This is a genomic window from Bartonella sp. LB28NMGDW (assembly GCF_042194435.1).
Taxonomy (GTDB): domain Bacteria; phylum Pseudomonadota; class Alphaproteobacteria; order Rhizobiales; family Rhizobiaceae; genus Bartonella; species Bartonella grahamii.
The window spans coordinates 79,633-98,085 of record NZ_JBHIMX010000008.1; the positions used below are offsets into that span (position 1 = coordinate 79,633).

The window sequence follows — 18,453 nt, forward strand, 5'->3', positions numbered from 1 at the left end:
GTCTGAGGTTGTCTGAGGTTGTCTGAGGTTGTCTGAGGTTGTCTGAGGTTGTCTGAGGTTGTCTGAGGTTGTCTGAGGTTGTCTGAGATTGTCTGAGGTTGTCTGAGGTTGTCTGAGGTTGTCTGAGGTTGTCTGAGGTTGTCTGAGATTGTCTGAGGTTGTCTGAGGTTGTCTGAGGTTGTCTTGAAGAATGCAAGAGCCGTACAACGGAAAAAGATATTCAAATGCTTAATACGCGTTTAGCTTATCAAAAAGGGGGATATAATGGCACTTTTTCCATTTTCTATTGCTGATATTGATGATCCTGAATGTATTCGTGTGGTTCTTTATGCTAGCGGAAGAATGGGACATGCTCCTTTGAATGCTCTGTTGAAGCAAACACGTCAAGATCTCCAATGTTTTGATAAAATACAGACTCAAAATATTCTCCAACTTACACAGCGTTTGGATATTTTAGAACAACAATTGAAAACGATTATCAAAGATCTTGAAGATGTGAAACACAAACAAGACGCTGAAGAAGCGGATAAAAGTAAAACGATGGGTGATTAACCATCTCGATTTGTGTCTCTATGGGATTTAGCTCCTTTAAAGCAGTGAGATAGATAGTTGTGAACAGGATAGTTATTTGCCTGTCCATAGAGCATTTATTTTTTTGATCAACCAAAAATGAAAAAGAGGTATTCTATAATGAAAAAATTGATTTTAATATTTTTAGCTTTGTGTCTTACTGGACCAGCTTCTGCACGTTTGTGGACTATTTCAGATGATTGTTCAGATATCGGCGGAACAATGGTTCGCTCACAAATCATCAATAATATTTCTGTCATTCCATATAAAAATTTGCAAGGGGTAAATATTCTCTCTGTTTTAGAAACGAGGCCTACAGAAGAGCCAGAAATGTCAAAAATTGTAGGAAGAACATTTCATATTCAAAGTCCTGAGATTGTTGAGCTGGCCTATAGAGCTTACAGTACATCGCAATTCGTTGATATCTGTTACATAAGTAACTATTCAATCAATGTTATTCGAGGGCTGAGAGTGCGTGATAATTAAGCGTATTATCTGTATTCGTTGTGACTTAAATAGGCGATGCTTGGAAAATGGTCAATCTTCTACACTAAGGCTATTTTAACCCTAGCAGTTTTCTGATTTACAGTTTTTACTCAGAGTATAATCGTTCATGTTTTACAGAATTCATGAGTTATCGGTATTGAGGATCTATCTTAAGATATTCAACTACAGTTGATTCTATTTTAAACTGAGTGATTTTGCATCAATCGTCGTTTGAGCTTAGATGGCAATTTCATTCTAGCGTTTGGTGTTAGACAGATTTAAGCTTAGTGAGGCTGTAAATACGTGTCTTAATTGTCTTTGTTGACAGTATGCCGCTTGCGATAGGCAATAAATCATAGACACATTTTGAATCCATAGAATGCACGTACATTAACAATGGCAGACATTGTCAGTGGTAGATATCGCCAATGGTAGAGCTTGTGCATGCGGTGTTTTGTTGTGTGCATGAGTCATCATTCACGCGGCATCAATAAGGGAAGGCTTTGCTGTAGAGCCTGTAAAATAAATCGTGCAACAGCGGGGATAGAGGTAAGAATAGACTGAGATGAGGCAGTCTTATCACGGGCTAAAGCTGGTTAAAATTCTCGTCTTTAAGGAGGCGAGGAGGTTAAAAATATCCATTAGATTGCATGGGGATGCATTTCATGTCCGTTGCAATAAATTTAAAAGAGGTAAATTATGAAAAGCTTTTTGAAAAAAATATCCATCGTTTTGGTGATAATAGCATTAACAACAGGTGTTTCTCATGCTGGAGTTTATGAACAAAACGGTTATCTTAATTCGGTTCAAGTCGTTAGCGCAGGAGCACAATGTCTCCTAGAGCTCAGATACGGTATCAGCCCTACTTCAGACATTCAAAAAGGTGTTTGGGGCTGTGATAACATTGTTGGAAAAAGTATTTTGGATTTGGCAAAAACCGCAGTCATTTTGAACAGAAAAGTAATGGTTATTTTTGAAGCGGGTCATGTGCCAGCAAAAAGGGTTTTAGCCATCACTTTAAAATAAGATCAATAGGGGTTTTTCTCCCTTTTTATATCTGTAACGCTTCAAGAGGTTACAGGTATAAAATATGGAGTGTATATCAAAGGTATAAAAATGTTTCAAAGAGCATTCTCAGTATTTTTAGTGACAGTTTTATTTTTTTTCTTTTCAGATGTAAATCTGTCATATGCTATTGATCCTCCCCATATGGTTTTCCGTATAGATGATCGCTCTCCATCTGTTATATTCTTTGGAGGAGGTTTTGCCCCTTGGGGGGATGATCAGGATATCATACATCATGTAACTGGGCACTCTCTTGCTCAACAGACTTCAGCATTTGTGTCTACAACTGCAAATATGGATGCAGTTTACAGAATGGCGCGGCAACAGATTGCTAATAATCCTGATGAAACGTACTGGCTATATGAAATTATTCCAGATATAAATTTTTATTATGTTCCTAACTCACTCTTTGATACAGCTATGTCTGCTGACAACGTTGTTCAACATGAACAAGTTATGGATCTTTATTATGCATATTTATGGCAGGATGAATGGGCTTCGCTGGGGGCAATCAATACAAATCATATATACTCTGCAAGAAGTATTATGCGGCAAGCGAATGGTGATATTGTCATTGGTCCTAGAACCTTTAATTCTCTTTTTGTTGCCGCTCCATCACAAGTAAATTCGGGGACACTTCCTTCACAAGATTACACTTTTTTATCAGCTTATTATTCTGATAGCGAGGATGCGTTATCTCCAATGTCACTGGCATTTCTTGTAGAATCCTGTAACAGCTCTTCATCCAGTGGTCATATGGAGCGTTCTGGGGATTCTTCCTGCAGCACATACAAACATTCTGTTGATGATATTATGTATAAAATGAATCTATGGTATGAAGCTCTTTAAAGAATTACAGCTATATCTTGCTATTTAATCAAAAACAAAAAAGTAGGAAGATAGCGCATTTCTGTTTTATTTGATTGGTTCTGATGCGCATAGTGCGTAGGGCAGAGAAAATTTTTCGGTATTATGAAGTGTGATAGGGGTGCTATAAAGCATAGGTGTGACATCATCAAAAATGGAAGCGTTGATTTAACAGTATTTGTTGATCTCGATTAGAAAATCCGTTCTTTTCTTTGTTTGGAGTTTTACATCAATAATTTCTTATCTTGTTGTCTTGCTGCTTTTTGAGAGTGCGGTGATAGAAGGCATGTAAGTTTTATATATTGAAGTGTTTGTGTGTGGTGAATATGAGGGGTGTTTTTTTCGTCATGTGATGAACTCTTCGGGCGGTGGGGATTTTGTCCATAAAGCGTCATAAAATATCGCTTTTTGTTTTATGGTGATAGAGATCCCATGAGGGGAAAAGACAAAGGGGAAAGTCAAGTGGATTTTGCGAGCCAATCATGTAAACTGGAACGAATTCCATGCGGATATAAATCAGGCTCTGTTTGTTGCATATAGCGCTATTTGTTGCATAACTTGTGATAGCCAATTCTCTAAATAAGGGGATTTGACCGGTAGAAGAAAAAAGGAATCATTACGAGACAGTAAGTGTGCTTGTTTCAGAATGTCTAATGCTTTTGCATGACATAAGGAACGCGAAACTCTGTCACGCCTTCCTTTCATATTTTCGAGTTCAGGGGTGTCCATATATTTTCTTCAACTTGATCTTTAAGCATGGGACACAAGGGAATTGAAGGCTAGGGAATTGGATGCAAGAGATTGAGATATAAGAGATTTGGATACAAGAGATTGGGATGAACATTTTTGGGATAAGCAAAGCTAATATGTTACGCTCGTTGTTTTACAGCGCGTTTGATAAAAAGCTAGGACATCTTTCCAATCCATTATGTATGTAACCTTAAGGCGTTGTTTTCTTAAGAGAGTACAGAGCTTTTTTGTTGCTTGTCAATCAACATCAAATTTCAAAGCTGTAGCATGTTTGAGAGAAAGAAGAATGAGAGCCTTACGGATTCAGAAGGGCAAAACTCTCTGGGCAACTCCAGCTTTTGTAAGCTAGATTTTATGTATAGCAGATGAGGGCTGTATTTGAGTGATTTCTGAAATAGGAAGACAACCTTATTGAGAAAAAATATAAAGGCATATCAATCACTCTTCGGACTATCATCTTTTTCCTTTATAATTTTCAAAACTATCTATAGCAATATTATTTAAATAATGAAGATAATGCCTTATGCTTTTATGTATCGTGTGTCTTCTTGGGATCATGCCTCTCACATAAAAACAGAATGCCTCAAATATTAAAATATTATTTGTCTCCGAATATACATTTATTGCATATTCATGGACTTGTTTTTAAAGAGATATCCCACTCCCAAGTCCCTTTTACAAGAACACTCGTCAATGGTATAGGGGTAAAGCCCCTATGAAATGTATAAAACTTATAAGGTATCTCCCTCATTTTTATGCTTCATAAAAGTGCAGGTTGGTACTCTCATATATTTTTCCAGTTTCCAATGTTACGAAAGCCTTGGTTCGTGAGACGATTCATAAGAGGCATATGCCTTTTTTGTACAGTTTTTAATCCACATGCCAGCTCCGCTTGTAACTTGCAAGCGACATGGTTTTGATTGTTTCAACAGAAAACAAATTTAGGATGAGAGAATCCTGTGGTATTCGGGTCTCTCATTCAATATGAAAAAACAATAAATACTCTTTATAAATCAATGTGATGTATCTTAAAGAAGACGAATTGTTTATAAAGCCGCATGGATGAAGAATCTTCGTCTTTTAAGGTGGTGAAAGAAAATCATAATCCCTATTTTTTCATAAAGGGCGTGAGAAAAGTCTTTCACAAAAATTTTATACGATAAAAATTATACAATAAAAAAAGAGAGTCTTTTAACATAAGAGTCTTGATCGTTTGCTGCTATAACCTGTATTGTGTACACAGATACTGCTATCATTTTTTACTGTAAAAGCTTCTCTTGGGATATTAAAGGGTACAATCTTTATGGAAAGAAGAATCCGCGCAAGGCAAAAGGCTTATTTAAAAAGATTATATCGCAAGATTGCTTTTGTTTGCATAATACTTTTTTGTATAGTGATTTTGTGTTTTGTTGTTGCAAAGGTGGTCAGTTATTTTTCTTCTCATAAAAAAATAACACAACAAGCATCTGTTGAATTGGTTATTCCTGTTTTTGATCTGCGCGTATATTGCAAGGAAATTTCTGCTTCCGTTATGCCCGATATGAAAAGAGAAGTTTATCAGCATTGTCTTAATTTGGAAAGTGAGGCCTATTTTGCTATTCGTGAAATGTGGGATAAGCTTTCTGATACTGCAAAAAAACAATGTTTGACGATGGTACGACCTGGGGATGGAAATTATTTTCTCTTACGCGATTGTTTTCTCAATGAAAAAGAAAATAAAAAAGGCAAAAGACGCAATTACTTTTAAGTTTTTATACGGAAAGTTAAAAGGATGCGAATTTTGATGAAAAGATAAAAACCCCTTAAATTACGATCTGCCTCGAGACCAATAGAAATTTTATTTATTTATCTTGTTATATTGCACTTCTTATTTAAGGTGTTGCGACATAAGGCATGGATGCCTCCTTGAAATGTTTAAAGGGGCGTGGTGGAGTTTTAGGAGGATTTGTTGAGCTTTTTTAAGGGAAATAACAGGCGTGGGAAATCCATTTCGTAATGGTTCTGGTGAAGGGTATAATGGTAAAGCCTCTCATGAAGTGTATAAAATTTATAGAGCATGTTCATCTTTACGTTTCAAAAAAGAGTAAGCTCCAAGTACTATCTTACACTGTGCTCGTTCCCAATGGTGCCTCTCGACAGCCCGTAAGCCTTAGAGATGGTTCATAAGAGGCACTTTTAGCCTTTCTTTATCGTTTTTACTCTACGCAGGCTTTTCCGAGTGTAACATGCAAGAAAAAGAGATTGATTCAATAGTAAACAGATTGAGGATGAAAAATCCTACGGTATTAAGTTTTCTTACTTAATACAAAAATATGAATTATCATTATAAATTAATTCAGTGTACGAATTTTACAAGAATTTTGATTGTTGACAGAACAGTGTGACTTGAGAACCTTCGTTCTTTGAGGGCGTAAGTCAATAGACATGACAAAAATGAGTAAAAAAGAAACATTCCTTTTATAAACATTCAAGGCTGCTTCATGCGTAAAGTGCTGTGCTGGGTTTACAAATGTGCTTGTTTTATAATTCCAGTTTTCTTTATCAGAAAAGATAAGAGAGGAAATGCGTTATGCCATTCTTATTGATAGTTTTTGAGGAGAGTATCTTTTTGAGAAGAAGCTGATTTTTAGGAAAGTGTGACATATTGGTCATTTTTTTCATAATTTGATATTTTTTTGTATTTAAATATTTTGTTTTTAGGCTCAATTTGTTATAAATAAAGGCTGTGATTAACTTAAAAAATGCATGGGTAAAAATAGAAATTGATAGTATCGGGCTTATTTAGGAAAGAAGATTAATCTCTTGGTGATTATAGGGCTTGAATAATACTTCGTATTAATCTATCTATAAAGATCAAGAGGTTTTGTGAAGCGATCGTGGATTATCGCTCGCAAAGGGGTTGCTTTAGCGATGAAGAGAGGCTATATTCATAAAATAAAGAGGTTCGCGCGGTGACTCGCTGGGATGGAAGTGCTTGTGAGTTAAATGCACGAGGGGGTAGAGGATATCGGCGTTTTTAGGAGCGGTGGTTTTAGAGCAAAAAAGGAAGCTTCTAATATTCTCTGGCAGGAATTTTTCTTTGTCAGGTGTGTTGTGTGTGTGTGTTTCCCTTTTTGTTTTCCACAAGATAATTATTTTTTTAGTGAAATATGGTTTATTTTAAAAAAAACACTTGGCATTTTACGTGAACATCATTAGGTTTCTGCTGTTTAACAGAGAAAGAGGGAATTTTTAATTTACGATTTCCCTGCTGTTTTATGATTTTCAAGAAAATATATGCTTTTATCAATATCAGTAGGGTTCGTTTGAGTAAAATAAACGCGGATAGCTTGATAACCGTATGTTAAAAATGATTAGCATTATCAAAAGGTAATGCAATGAGGAAGAGTCAATTAAGACATACATATAAGACAAACACTCCAAAAAGGGATAAAGATGAGGCCACAACAAAATAGACGGGTACGCGGTCGCAACAATAACAATAATGGTAATAGCAATAATAATCGTCGCGGTCCTAATCCGTTGTCTCGCAATTATGAAAGTAGCGGTCCGGATGTTAAAATTCGCGGGAATGCTCAGCAAATTGCCGATAAATACATAAGCCTTGCGCGTGATGCACAAGGTGCGGGTGATCGTGTTATGTCGGAGAATTATTTACAACATGCCGAGCACTATTTGCGTATTATTTTAGCAGCAGCTGGACAAATGTCTCAATCGGTTCGACGTGATGAAAATCGTGGTGATGAAAATCGTGATGAAAACAACGAGCAAGAATGCGGTGAAATAAATCTTGACGGTGAAAAAAAGGATACTGTCGAGGATGATACAGATGTATTACAGATGCCGTCGCAAAAAAATGGTAATGGCCAATATGCTAAAACGCAAAATGGGGATGCGCGTGAAAATGCTTTAGAGGCTCTATCGGATGAAAAAACCGATCAAGAGCACTGTCGCTCTGAGAAAAATGTTGAACCCGTCAAAAAAACACGTCGTTCTCCCCGTCGACGTACTGTACGGACCCAAGATGAATCATCTCTTGAGCTTTCACTTACAACAGCAGAAAGCACGAGCAATGGAGATGCATCAACAGCAACAAAAGAGGTTTCTTCGTTGCCTGGATTAAGTGAGGGGATACAGAGAAAACCGCGCCGTCGCCGAGTGGTCAATCTTGAAGCAGAGGAAAATGTTTAAATCTTCAGGGATTCTGTGTAAGCGCTTGTGGTGATGTTATTGGTATCATGATAGTAAATATATATGCTTAAGAAGCTTCTTGCGCTTTGTTTGAATTTTCACGGGCAGTATTAGGAACTTAACGAAGGGGGTTGACAGAAAAGATTGCCTCTTTACTGGGATTTAAGTGAGGGAATACAGAGAAAACCGCGCCGTCGCCTAAGTGGTCAATCTTGAAGCAGAGGAAAATGTTTAAATCTTCAGGGATTCTGTGTAAGCGCTTGTGGTGATGTTATTGGTATCATGATAGTAAATATATATGCTTAAGAAGCTTCTTGCGCTTTGTTTGAATTTTCACGGGCAGTATTAGGAACTTAACGAAGGGGGTTGACAGAAAAGATTGCCTCTTTACTGGGATTTAAGTGAGGGAATACAGAGAAAAGCACATCCGTGTATTTTAAGAGGCAGTTCTTGTATGAAGAACGCAATGTCGTTGTTTTATTTATTCATACTTATATTTAATATTGTTCAATGTATTTATGCCCATTTTGCGATGGTGCTCATGAATTCTATCATGTGAAATACATCGGTTATCTTTGCTTAATAAAAGATGTAAGCTGGGCGTTATTGCGTTAATTTTCAATGTTGAAACAGTTCTTCTTTTGATATCGGATCATTCATAAGAGGTATTTTTATTCATCCATTTCCTTGCTGGGATATGTGAGCAAATGATTTTGATTCAGTTCCTTATGAACAGATTTGAAAGGGGAGAATCTTACAGTATTTGAGGTTCTCGTTTGACATGCAAAATAAATCATCACTATAAATTAATTATGTTGAATTTTTGCACTCAAGAAGATGCCTTTCTTGCATGTTCATTAGATTTTCCCAAGCGATGTCAGTTTTCTTAAAAATGGGAATGCGTTGACAGAAAGGTTTCTTCTTTTCCGAGATTAGGTCAGGAGATACAGTGAAAAATCTACCGTTTCCCAAGTGGTCGTATCTTGAAGCAGAGGAAAATGTTTAAATCTTCAGGGATGCTATGTAAGCGCTTATGGTGATGTTCGTTTGCTTAATGAGGCATTATCTTCGAACTTTCTTTTGTTGTTTCAACAGAAAGAACGGCGATTAGTGCACCGGTGTGATAATTGTAAATCATAAATTTTATCTGTCCATCAGGGGTTAAAACTTTCAGTACAATATTGTGTTCTGAGAGGCTTTGCGACAAAATCTGTGTTTTTTCCGGTAGAGAGAGCGTATGATGGATAACGTGTGGGGTTTTGCTGGGAGAGGAAGATAGCTCTGTTTGTTTTGGCGCTGATCCGGTTGTTATCACTTTATAAACAATTAAAAACAGTACAGTTAGAATAAGGAAAAGCGTTATTAAAACGGAAATAATCATTAAACCCATAAGTTTTTTTCTCACTCGTTCTACAGCAGGATCTAAAGGGAGATCTTGAGGCAGAGAATTTTGCTCTGTGTGATGGTCTTTTGAAGGTTGCATGCGCTTATTATCAATCATGTCTTTCATTGAGTATTTTTTTGAGATCTGATGGGTTTATGCTTTTAAAGTTTTTTCTGCAAGAGGTTTGTGGAAGAAGAATGCAAAAGAGGAAGCGATGTTGGTAAAATACCTTCTTTCTGGACTGTAGATATCTTGTTATTTACGTTTTGGCTTTTAAGCAGGAAATTTCCACGGTTTGTTACAGACCAGATCAATTTTACTTCTTGTTGATGTAAATCTGCATGGACGTTTATACATTGAGCAAAAATTTGTTGTCCAGAAAATGAAAACTTTTTTGTGGACGGTATCATGGATTGTTCACATGCTTGAGCCGTGGGATAGATTTTAACCATTGTATTGTTCGAATAGCAACTATTAAAATCATCTGTACATGAAACTAATAAGAGGATAAAAACAAGGGGGGTCATCAATTATTTTCCAAATGAGAGGTTGACAGAGCGGACTCCAATTTGTCAGCTTAGGGGCTTCTTCATTGTTAAACGTTTTCAAAGTTTTTTAGTTCCCCTTTGAGATGCGGGTTCCCCTTTATAGTGAATTAATCAAAGTCATTGGCTTGCACGTCATAAAAGGGTGGGTATGGGCTTTGTGTTGGTGAGAAATATTTGAAAAAAGACTAAAATGCCTCTTATGAACGCTCTCAAAGGTCAAGGGCTGTTGTAACATGAGGGACAAATGGTATGATGATGCTCGCTACTACTTTTATGAAGTGAAAAGAGGCATGAAGGTACAGAAGGATGTGGAGTAAAAAGGGGCGTGTTTGAGGGTTCACTTTACGGGGGCTATTAATTATGTTTTATTTACAGACACTGTTTTGATTTGAAATGAGCGTGGATACGCTGGCAAATATTAAAAAAGTGCGTGAATGAAAGACACAAGCGTATTCTGTTATAGGGTGTCCTATTGTACATGAAGAGAATATCTCCATTAAAGAATGCGATAAATACAAGCATAAAATGTGTAATTTTCATCAATTGATTGTCGTTGTTGTGGTTGCTTTAAGCCCGTAAAGCTGAAGAGTGATGATGGATGTTAGCTTTACTTCTTGAAATTTCATATTCTGCCAAAATGAAATTGTATGTGCATTGCGAAAATGACACAAAAAGAGGTGGGTAATAGACTCGCTTTTATTTGGCATATAAAAGCTGAAACGGTTTGCGCTTCATCGTTTTGGTTCTTGTTTTAAAATATGCGGTTATATGAGAGATGGAAGTTGGTTGGTAGCGGGAATGAATTTTATGTGGCTTTCAGTTCTCATCTTTAAGGTTTTTGGGAACTATTGGGGGACAATAGAGGTTGGTTTAAAGGGATTTGAAAATATCTTTGTGCTTAATAAAATAGAGGAGAAATTTTGCTAAAAAAGGAAAAACTTCTCCTGTTTATTGTTTGAAATGCTCTTTTAAGAAAAAATATCAAAATAAGTATCAGGAACAGAGAGGCAATAGACAATGCCTTCTTGTGTCAATTTGAGGGAAGCTGAACCATTCACGGAAATGGGAACGATTTTTTCGAGAACGGCACTACCAAAACAGGCTTTTTTATTGTTTGTGGGAGGGATGCCGGATTCAAAACTTTCATGCCAAGTGATGATAAGTTGCGTTTTGCCATTCGGTTTTGTTTCGATTTCACAACGTACACAGATGCTCCCCTTTTCTTGGGAAAGGGCTCCAAAAGAAAGAGAATTGACAATCAGTTCATGAAAAGCCAAACCAATATGCAAAGCGGCATTGGGAAAAAGATAAGGATCTACGCCTTCAAGTGAAAAACGTTTTGTTTCTTTCATAAAATAGCCTAAAGCCTGCGTTTGGACCAATTCGCGAAATTGAGCACCACGCCAATCGGAATCAGTGATCAGATCTTGAGAATGAGAAAGAGAATGAAGACGACCTTGAAATTTGCGTAAGAAAACCTGAAGAGATTCAGTATAGCGCGCGGTTTGGCTAGCAATACTTTGAATGATCGCTAAAAGGTTTTTAGAACGGTGACTGACTTCGCGAAGAAGGATTTTAAGCACTTGTTCACGGCGGCGTAAGCCGGAAATATTAACACCGGTGGTGATAATACCGATAATGTCTTCGTTATCATTGCGGTGGCAATCAATAGAAAATTTGTACCAAATCTCTTGTTTGTTTGTATCTTCAAAACGTGCTTCAACAGTTTGCATTTTGCCACTCGCTAAAACTTGCAGTTTGATGGTTTCCATATTGTCTGCAAGGTCAAGCGAAAAAAAGTCGCTGTCACGACACCCAACCCGCCATTTATTGTGCAAATGGTGCGGCAAGTTTTCAGCCCATAAATAAACCAGATTTGTTGCCTGATAGAGAACACAAATATCAGCACCACGAATCGCTTGCATGAGCGCACTCATATGAGATCTATCCATGGGAGGCTTTGAAAGAGGCGTAACGATCATAATTTTAAGATGTTACTCTGTTCTAAGCCGCTTTAGAAGCATTCTCTTGAAAAAATAAAGCTTGAGAAATAAGCGCTTTCACCATATCCGGGTTGAAAGGTTTGGTTACTAAAAAAGTTGGTTCTGGACGCTCGCCAGTCAGCAGCCTTTCAGGAAAAGCCGTGATGAAAATCACTGGTATACGGTCATTTTTCAAAATCTCGTTGACCGCGTCAATACCTGAACTGTTATCGGCTAATTGAATATCAGCCAAAATCAACCGTGGTTTTTTCTTATGATACATGATGACAGCTTCATCACGCGTGCGCGCTATTCCTACAACATGATGACCTAGGCTTTCTACCATTTGCTCAATATCAAGCGCAATAAGAGGTTCATCTTCAATAATCATTACTTCAGTGGCAATTTGTTGAGAAATATCAATGGATGCTTGGTTGAGAAGCTTGCGGAATTCTTTTGTATCCAGATTCATGATTTCGCTGGCTTCTCGTTCATGAAATCCTTCAACGGCAATGAGCAAAAATGCTTGGCGTGCACGGGGCGTGAGATAGGATAATTTGGCACTTGTTTTTTGTTCAAGACCAAATTGGGGCAGGGGTTCAGGGATGTTCGGTGTGGTTTGGTCAAAAAGATGGCAAAAAAGCCAATAGGTACCAATTCGGTCACTGGATGCTTTGGGAAAAATGGAGATATCGGCGATGAGTGCTTCCAACATCGCGGATACATAAGCATCGCCAGAGGATTGGCTACCGGTGACAGAGCGGGCAAAACGCCGAAGATAGGGAAGATGCGGGGCAATGCGCGTTGATAATGACATAATTTATAACTCCTTTGACCTTTCAAGCATTTTGTTGATTGAAATTCTCAGCCGGTAAAAAAGTTCCTTGATTTGTATGGAACTTTTTACCGACAGCTATATTTACAACCATAAGGCGAAAAAATTCTTCGCGGTGCTACTGATATTATATGGATTAGGGGGATGAAAAATGAACGACCGTGATGAAAAAAATCTCACCACACAATTTACAGTTGGAGATGATCTTCTCGGGGTCAATAGCGAAATAGCACGGAAGTTACGTCAATTTTACATGGAAATTCAAGAAGAAGCACTGCCACGGTGTTTGCTTGAGCTTTTAGAGAAGTTGGAGCGCGCAGAGCAATTTGGCTTAAACAATGTGGAAAAGGTTTGAATCCTTTATGTCAAAGTGCGCGAAAAACTTTAAACAAGAACTTCTTTTGGTGTTGCCGGCTTTACGAGCTTTTGCTGTTTCTTTAAGTGGTAAGCAGGATAAAGCCGAAGATTTGGTCCAAGATACTGTTATGAAGGCATGGGCCAAGCAAGATAGTTTTGAGATGGGAACCAATCTTAAGGCTTGGCTTTTTACCATTTTGCGCAATGAATTTTACAGTCAAATGCGTAAAAAGGGAAGAGAAGTTCAAGATACCGATGGCGTGTTTACTCAAAATGTCGCTGTTCATCCGGCTCAATATGGATCGCTTGATTTGCAAGATTTCAAAAAAGCCTTAAATTTGCTTTCTGCCGATCAAAGAGAAGCCATTATTCTCATTGGCGCATCGGGGTTTTCTTATGAGGATGCTGCGGCTATTTGTGGTTGTGCTGTTGGAACCATTAAAAGCCGTGTGAGCAGGGCGCGTAATCGATTACAAGAACTTCTCAAGGTGGATGGTGAGTCTGATTATGGTCCTGATTCTTATTCAGCTGGAAGTACATTGTGTTCATTTAACGGCTAAAAAAGCATAATAATTATGATCGATAGCCTTGTTTTTTTTATTCCCGTTATAGCTATTACAGTAAAGTCAGTATCTGAGGAAATTCAGAGTGTTTGGCGTGTATCCTTAGGAACACAAGAAAAGCCTGTATAAACTTTCCCACGGGCTTTAGGTTTTATTTTCCATAAGGTTGCCTTCCTTTGTGCTGAAAAATGACGACTTTCAAGTTCGCCAATGGACATTCTATGACAACAAAAACAAATTTGATGCCTCAAATGCCTTCTTCTGATGCAACGATATCACGCTGGCGGTGGTGTGCGATTGTTGTTTCTCTTGTTATGGCTCTTTTGGCATCGGTTTTTATTATGTTGCTTTCAAATGCCGTTGATCGAGAAGTCGCACAGTTGAATACAAGTTCAGAATTGCGTGAACAGGCTGATTTGGTCCTTATTAGCTTGATTGATATGGCTGTTGCTGATCGCAGCTATGCAAAAACGCATAAGGCGGAAGATAAAATACGTTTTGAAAATGCAGAGCGGGAGTTGGGGGATATTCTCGATTATATCGCACTTATTGTTTATGCGCATCCACAATGGGATGAATGGTTTACGGCTTTTAAAAAAGAGGTTGAAGCACGAAAAGCATTTATGAATGCCCATATGCATGCTCTTGATGCGATTCCTGAACAACCTTCTCAAGCTGCCTCTTTTGAAGGATCAAAGATTCCTGTGGCACGTTTAGCTCAATTGATGACAAGCTTTATTAATGGGGATGATGTGGTGCGACAAAAACAGCGTGAGGGTATCGCATTAATGCGGGCTGCTTTGACATTGGCGGCTATTGTTTCTGTTGTGAGTACTTTTATTTCTGCCTATTTTGTTATTAATCGTTTTCATCGTGATGTGCGCTCTTTAAAATTGTATCAATTGCTGCTTCATAGCGAAAATATCGCTCTGGAAGCCCGCGTGAAAGAACGGACACAAGAATTAGAAAGAGCACGCAATCACGCTGAAAAAGAACGCCAACGGGTTGAAATATTATTGCAGGATGCAAGCCATCGCATTGGCAATTCTCTTGGGACGGTGTCTTCTTTGCTGGGGCTCCAGTTAAACCGGAGCAAAAATGAAGAGGTACGTTCTGTTCTAGGAGCTGCGCGTGATCGTATTCAGACAATTTCTACAGCACATCGTCGTTTGCGCTTAAGTGATGATATGGAAACGACTTTATTGGCAGAGTTTCTCAGTTCTGTTGTGCATGATGTCGAATTGGCAGTCCCTTTTGAATTGCGTGAAAACATCACCATTCACACCAATTTTAAAGATTGTCGCCTGTCTTCAAGAGATGCGACAACACTTGGAATTATTCTTGGTGAACTGCTGACAAATTCCTTAAAACATGCCTTTCCTGATCAACGTACGGGTCATATTTATATCTCCTTTGGTCCCCAGAAAGATGGACAATTGATGCTCATTGTAGAAGATGATGGCGTGGGAATGAAAAGCCAAACTTTAGAACAAAAAACAGGACTTGGTCGTGTGGTCGTGGAACAGCTCTGTATGCAATTTGGTGAGAAACCTCTGTTTGAAACTTCTGCTTTGAGGGGCACAAAGATTGTCATTCCTTTGCCAAAACTCAGTATGAATAGTTCAAAAAAACTCTGATTGATTTTTTTAAGAGATAAATTCTTTACTCTCTGCTTGTTCGCTTTAATAAAAATGAGAATAAAATATGACTTAGATAACACGAACACAGCACCATTCATTTTAGCTTGTCAATTGTTTTCAAGAGAAGAAACTTTTCTTCTTCATCTTTTGCTCTCTTTGTTTTTCGCTTTGTTTACTCCGATTATCGGCTTTTAAAATTCTCTTTTTTTGTATGTTTTATAGCTTTGAAGTGCTTAAGTTAAAATTTAAATTTATTTTGAATAAGAGCTCCTTTAAGCCAATAATAATACTTATATTAGTAAGCTCTATTTCTTTGCGAAGAGATTGTTTTTTCAAGTTTTGTTATTTTTTGTAAGGCATGTAAAACTTTAAATATGGGGTGTTTTTGTAAAAGTGTGTAACGAATATTCTTAAGGATAACTTGCTCATAAAGTTTATGAAACACCGTTTTTTAGGGCTATGAACAGCATAAGCATTCAACAAGTGAAATCTCTTCAACAAGAAGTCTGGTTGTTTATAGAATGATATGGGTTTTAGAATCTTCATCCTTGAGAAAAAACTTACCTTTGATTAAAATTTTATTGCATGGAAAACAAAGGGATTTTTATCGTTTTGATAAAACAAACAAGAAGAGTTAGCCTTTTTGGATTTCATATTTTGCACTTTTCTATCGTGCATAAACATGCAAAGGGGAGGGCGTTTTATTTTTAATCATTGTTATGGCAGCCTTGGGTGGTGGCATATTTCGGCGTATTCTTTACAGATATTTAAAGTGCGGAAATCTCTTTGAGAAAAATAAGCGCTAAAGCATATTTTTTAGATGTTTTGAGTCGTAAAAATGCAGATGCTTTTATGCTTTAAGTCTCTTCAGAGGGGGGTATCGGGCTGTTGATCAAGGCATCAATATTGTTTTTTTCTTGGAGGAATGTTTGTAGGTCTTGATTGGTTAAGGCTTTGCTATCCGGTATACGGATGCGCATAGGATCAACTTTGATGCCATTGACAATGATTTCAAAATGACAATGGGGTCCGGTTGCCATGCCTGTTGATCCAACATAGCCAATAATTTGTCCTTGTCGTACTTTCACGCCTGGTTTGATGTCTGGTGCATAACGGCTTTGGTGTGAATAACTGCTGACATATCCATTGGCATGTTGAATTTCCGTGTGATTTCCATAGCCGCCTGTTACGCCTACTCTTGTGACAATACCATCTCCTACAGCAATAATGGGTGATCCTTTAGGAGCAACCCAGTCAACACCCGTATGCATGCGAATATAGCCTAAAATAGGATGTTTGCGTGGACCAAAGGGGGAGCCAAAAATCCCATTTGGTGTGGGTTTTCGCAGCAAGAAAGGCTTTGAACTCTTCCCTTCAGAATCATAATAATCAACGCTTCCATCTTTTAATTGATAACGGTAATATTTATAAGTTGTATTCCCAAAAGTTGCACTAATATAACGAATTTCTGGATCAGTGTTTTTGGATGCTTCCTTTGCTTTCAAGTTCTTTTTGCCGTTTTTGTTTTCTTTATCGCTTTGTGGTACGGCATAAAATATTTCGATTTGATCATTGGGGGTTATCGGACTTTTCATGTCAATATTGGTGGCCAGCAGACGAATGAGACGATGAGAGAGAGATTGTGATATATTATGGCTTAGCAAAGCACTATAGAGTGCATCATAAGCTGTTGGTAATTGCGCGCTATTGATATAAGAATGCGGAATACCATTTTGAAAAGCCGTTTTAAGAGCTTTAGACATTTTAGGCTCTGTGCTTTCAATGAATTGGCCTTTATCATTTAGCGCAATGGTGAGAACATGATACATCCCTTGATAGATACTTGCGCGTACGAGATGATCTTCTTCACCAGCTTGTGTCACGATGCCAATGCGTAAAAGACTTCCCTCTTTAAGGGTATCGGAAAGGCTCATTTTTTCTAGCGTTTTTACAACCTGTTCAATTTGCTTTTTTGTATAACTGGTTTTTTTGAAAGCATCGGCTATCGTTTGTTTTTTACGAATAGGAATAATATCTTCAACATAGTTTTTTGTCAGATCGATACGGTGACTTTGAGGAGAAACGGTTACATTTTCTTGCACAATGCGAACTTCAGGGGATTCTGTACCTTGGGAATCAGTAGATGCATCTTCTAACTTTAAAGGATCAATCAATGTGAGAACTGAAAGAAGTTCGGTACTTTTTTCTAACGTAAACCCAGCTTTTTGCACTTCTTGTTGTGCCTCTTCATCTGTCAGCGTATCGTTGTCATCAAAATCGAATTGATTTACCTTAAAATCATAGCTGCGTAAGGTGATTTTTGTTTCAACCTTTGCTCCATAAATCTGTCCAGAATCTTGTGGTTTGGCACTTTGATTTTTCGAATCACTGGCAAGAATGCTTAAAGAATCAAATTTTGGATAGCTATATTTTTGGGGGCGCTTTTCAGCTAAAGCCATACGAATCCATTCAAAATGTTGTGTTTGAATGACTTGTTCATCGCCTTTTTTTTGCAGAATCGATAGTTCAAATTGACGTTTGCTGTCAAAGCTTTGCCGTGCATGGGTGGGAGAAATACGATCCCCTTTATATCCATTGGCCTCAGGATCTTGTGTGTGTGAGAGATTTTCATTTGTAAACCATTGTGGAGGGGTTACCAATCGCTGTTGTTCATCAAGAGCCGTAAAAAGTGCAATACCCATAAGAATGCAGGAAGTGATTCCTGTTAGAACGGTTCCCGTAAGCCAACGGGCCGAAACTTGTCGGCGCGCAGGACGCAAGCGTTTGACGACAAGAGCAGGGTCCTGTCCGGGATCGTTTTTTTGTTGTTCGTTATCCCACATAGATTCTAAGAGTACTTTTTCAATATTAAATAAAGAAAGCTAGCATAGCTTAGCATGTTTCTACAAGAATTTGATTCTTTTTACAAATTACAGATCATACGAATTCTCTTTATACAGCAATGTCTTTATGAATCGTACCTGTGCAGAAAAATTTCCTTATTAAAGTAACATAAAACAAGCGTTATTGTGATTAATCCATTCCTAGGCGCTTCCTATTTTATGCATTGCAATGGGGTGCTATATTTTACTTTAAAGGCGCTATGCTCCCTTTAACTCTTTCTGTTTTCATGTTTTATTTTTATTTTAGTGTAATGTATTGAAATACAACCAGATGTTTATGTTATTTTATTTTAAAAAAAGTAAAAAATGATA

14 protein-coding genes are annotated in these 18,453 nt (G+C 37.7%); 9 read left to right on the forward strand and 5 right to left on the reverse strand.

All coding sequences use genetic code 11. From position 1 onward, the window contains the following. Nucleotides 1-264 precede the first annotated feature (264 nt). From ACFIKG_RS06295 to ACFIKG_RS06320, 6 genes are all read left to right on the forward strand, one after another. Nucleotides 265-552, forward strand: a complete 288-nt coding sequence (locus ACFIKG_RS06295; protein ID WP_273791311.1) for a hypothetical protein — start codon at nt 265-267, stop codon at nt 550-552. A gap of 138 nt (nt 553-690) precedes the next feature. Beyond that, complete coding sequence (locus tag ACFIKG_RS06300; RefSeq protein WP_375625394.1) at nt 691-1,056, forward strand: hypothetical protein; 366 nt, start codon at nt 691-693, stop codon at nt 1,054-1,056. Between the two features lie 699 nt (nt 1,057-1,755). Further along, nucleotides 1,756-2,082, forward strand: coding sequence for a hypothetical protein (locus ACFIKG_RS06305; RefSeq protein WP_375617996.1), 327 nt, complete (start codon nt 1,756-1,758; stop codon nt 2,080-2,082). Nucleotides 2,083-2,172: 90 nt separating this feature from the next. After that, nucleotides 2,173-2,970 carry a hypothetical protein gene (locus tag ACFIKG_RS06310; protein ID WP_375617997.1) on the forward strand — a complete coding sequence of 266 codons (798 nt, stop codon included), beginning with the start codon at nt 2,173-2,175 and terminating at the stop codon, nt 2,968-2,970. Between the two features lie 2,071 nt (nt 2,971-5,041). Then, nucleotides 5,042-5,485 carry a hypothetical protein gene (locus tag ACFIKG_RS06315; protein ID WP_375626316.1) on the forward strand — a complete coding sequence of 148 codons (444 nt, stop codon included), beginning with the start codon at nt 5,042-5,044 and terminating at the stop codon, nt 5,483-5,485. 1,688 nt (nt 5,486-7,173) lie between these two features. Then, nucleotides 7,174-7,929 carry a DUF4167 domain-containing protein gene (locus ACFIKG_RS06320; RefSeq protein WP_375651937.1) on the forward strand — a complete coding sequence of 252 codons (756 nt, stop codon included), beginning with the start codon at nt 7,174-7,176 and terminating at the stop codon, nt 7,927-7,929. A 1,051-nt stretch (nt 7,930-8,980) separates the two neighbouring features. Here the strand turns inward: ACFIKG_RS06320 and ACFIKG_RS06325 are convergent. The 4 genes from ACFIKG_RS06325 to ACFIKG_RS06340 all read right to left on the reverse strand — a co-directional run bounded on the left by ACFIKG_RS06325 (nt 8,981) and on the right by ACFIKG_RS06340 (nt 12,660). After that, on the reverse strand, nt 8,981-9,430 hold the full coding sequence (locus ACFIKG_RS06325; protein ID WP_375651938.1) for a hypothetical protein: 450 nt from the start codon (nt 9,428-9,430) through the stop codon (nt 8,981-8,983). Nucleotides 9,431-9,474: 44 nt separating this feature from the next. Continuing rightward, nucleotides 9,475-9,840 (reverse strand): hypothetical protein, encoded by a 366-nt coding sequence (locus tag ACFIKG_RS06330; RefSeq protein WP_375648306.1) that lies wholly within the window; start codon nt 9,838-9,840, stop codon nt 9,475-9,477. A gap of 989 nt (nt 9,841-10,829) precedes the next feature. After that, complete coding sequence (locus ACFIKG_RS06335) at nt 10,830-11,843, reverse strand: sensor histidine kinase (RefSeq protein WP_375625400.1); 1,014 nt, start codon at nt 11,841-11,843, stop codon at nt 10,830-10,832. Between the two features lie 22 nt (nt 11,844-11,865). Next, on the reverse strand, nt 11,866-12,660 hold the full coding sequence (locus ACFIKG_RS06340; RefSeq protein WP_375626310.1) for a response regulator: 795 nt from the start codon (nt 12,658-12,660) through the stop codon (nt 11,866-11,868). A gap of 169 nt (nt 12,661-12,829) precedes the next feature. Here ACFIKG_RS06340 and ACFIKG_RS06345 point away from each other — a divergent pair, with 169 nt between their 5' ends. From ACFIKG_RS06345 to ACFIKG_RS06355, 3 genes are all read left to right on the forward strand, one after another. Further along, entirely contained in the window at nt 12,830-13,033 is a 204-nt protein-coding gene (locus tag ACFIKG_RS06345; RefSeq protein ID WP_015856821.1) for a NepR family anti-sigma factor, read from the forward strand. Between the two features lie 7 nt (nt 13,034-13,040). Continuing rightward, the gene (locus tag ACFIKG_RS06350) at nt 13,041-13,595 is read left to right on the forward strand and encodes an RNA polymerase sigma factor (RefSeq protein WP_015856820.1); all 555 of its coding nucleotides are present in this window, start codon (nt 13,041-13,043) and stop codon (nt 13,593-13,595) included. A 224-nt stretch (nt 13,596-13,819) separates the two neighbouring features. Further along, nucleotides 13,820-15,235 carry a sensor histidine kinase gene (locus tag ACFIKG_RS06355; RefSeq protein WP_375651939.1) on the forward strand — a complete coding sequence of 472 codons (1,416 nt, stop codon included), beginning with the start codon at nt 13,820-13,822 and terminating at the stop codon, nt 15,233-15,235. Between the two features lie 860 nt (nt 15,236-16,095). On the opposite strand, the gene ACFIKG_RS06360 is transcribed toward ACFIKG_RS06355, so the two are convergent. Further along, nucleotides 16,096-18,081 (reverse strand): M23 family metallopeptidase, encoded by a 1,986-nt coding sequence (locus ACFIKG_RS06360; protein WP_375626307.1) that lies wholly within the window; start codon nt 18,079-18,081, stop codon nt 16,096-16,098. Nucleotides 18,082-18,453: the final 372 nt, after the last annotated feature.

Excerpts from the sequence above, each read along its gene's own strand:
- ACFIKG_RS06295 (WP_273791311.1), top strand. The coding sequence starts at position 265 with ATGGCACTTTTTCCATTTTCTATTGCTGATATTGATGATCCTGAATGT.
- ACFIKG_RS06300 (WP_375625394.1), top strand. The coding sequence starts at position 691 with ATGAAAAAATTGATTTTAATATTTTTAGCTTTGTGTCTTACTGGACCA.
- ACFIKG_RS06305 (WP_375617996.1), top strand. The coding sequence starts at position 1,756 with ATGAAAAGCTTTTTGAAAAAAATATCCATCGTTTTGGTGATAATAGCA.
- ACFIKG_RS06310 (WP_375617997.1), top strand. The coding sequence starts at position 2,173 with ATGTTTCAAAGAGCATTCTCAGTATTTTTAGTGACAGTTTTATTTTTT.
- ACFIKG_RS06315 (WP_375626316.1), top strand. The coding sequence starts at position 5,042 with ATGGAAAGAAGAATCCGCGCAAGGCAAAAGGCTTATTTAAAAAGATTA.
- ACFIKG_RS06320 (WP_375651937.1), top strand. The coding sequence starts at position 7,174 with ATGAGGCCACAACAAAATAGACGGGTACGCGGTCGCAACAATAACAAT.
- ACFIKG_RS06325 (WP_375651938.1), bottom strand. The coding sequence starts at position 9,430 with ATGATTGATAATAAGCGCATGCAACCTTCAAAAGACCATCACACAGAG.
- ACFIKG_RS06330 (WP_375648306.1), bottom strand. The coding sequence starts at position 9,840 with ATGACCCCCCTTGTTTTTATCCTCTTATTAGTTTCATGTACAGATGAT.
- ACFIKG_RS06335 (WP_375625400.1), bottom strand. The coding sequence starts at position 11,843 with ATGATCGTTACGCCTCTTTCAAAGCCTCCCATGGATAGATCTCATATG.
- ACFIKG_RS06340 (WP_375626310.1), bottom strand. The coding sequence starts at position 12,660 with ATGTCATTATCAACGCGCATTGCCCCGCATCTTCCCTATCTTCGGCGT.
- ACFIKG_RS06345 (WP_015856821.1), top strand. The coding sequence starts at position 12,830 with ATGAACGACCGTGATGAAAAAAATCTCACCACACAATTTACAGTTGGA.
- ACFIKG_RS06350 (WP_015856820.1), top strand. The coding sequence starts at position 13,041 with ATGTCAAAGTGCGCGAAAAACTTTAAACAAGAACTTCTTTTGGTGTTG.
- ACFIKG_RS06355 (WP_375651939.1), top strand. The coding sequence starts at position 13,820 with ATGACAACAAAAACAAATTTGATGCCTCAAATGCCTTCTTCTGATGCA.
- ACFIKG_RS06360 (WP_375626307.1), bottom strand. The coding sequence starts at position 18,081 with ATGTGGGATAACGAACAACAAAAAAACGATCCCGGACAGGACCCTGCT.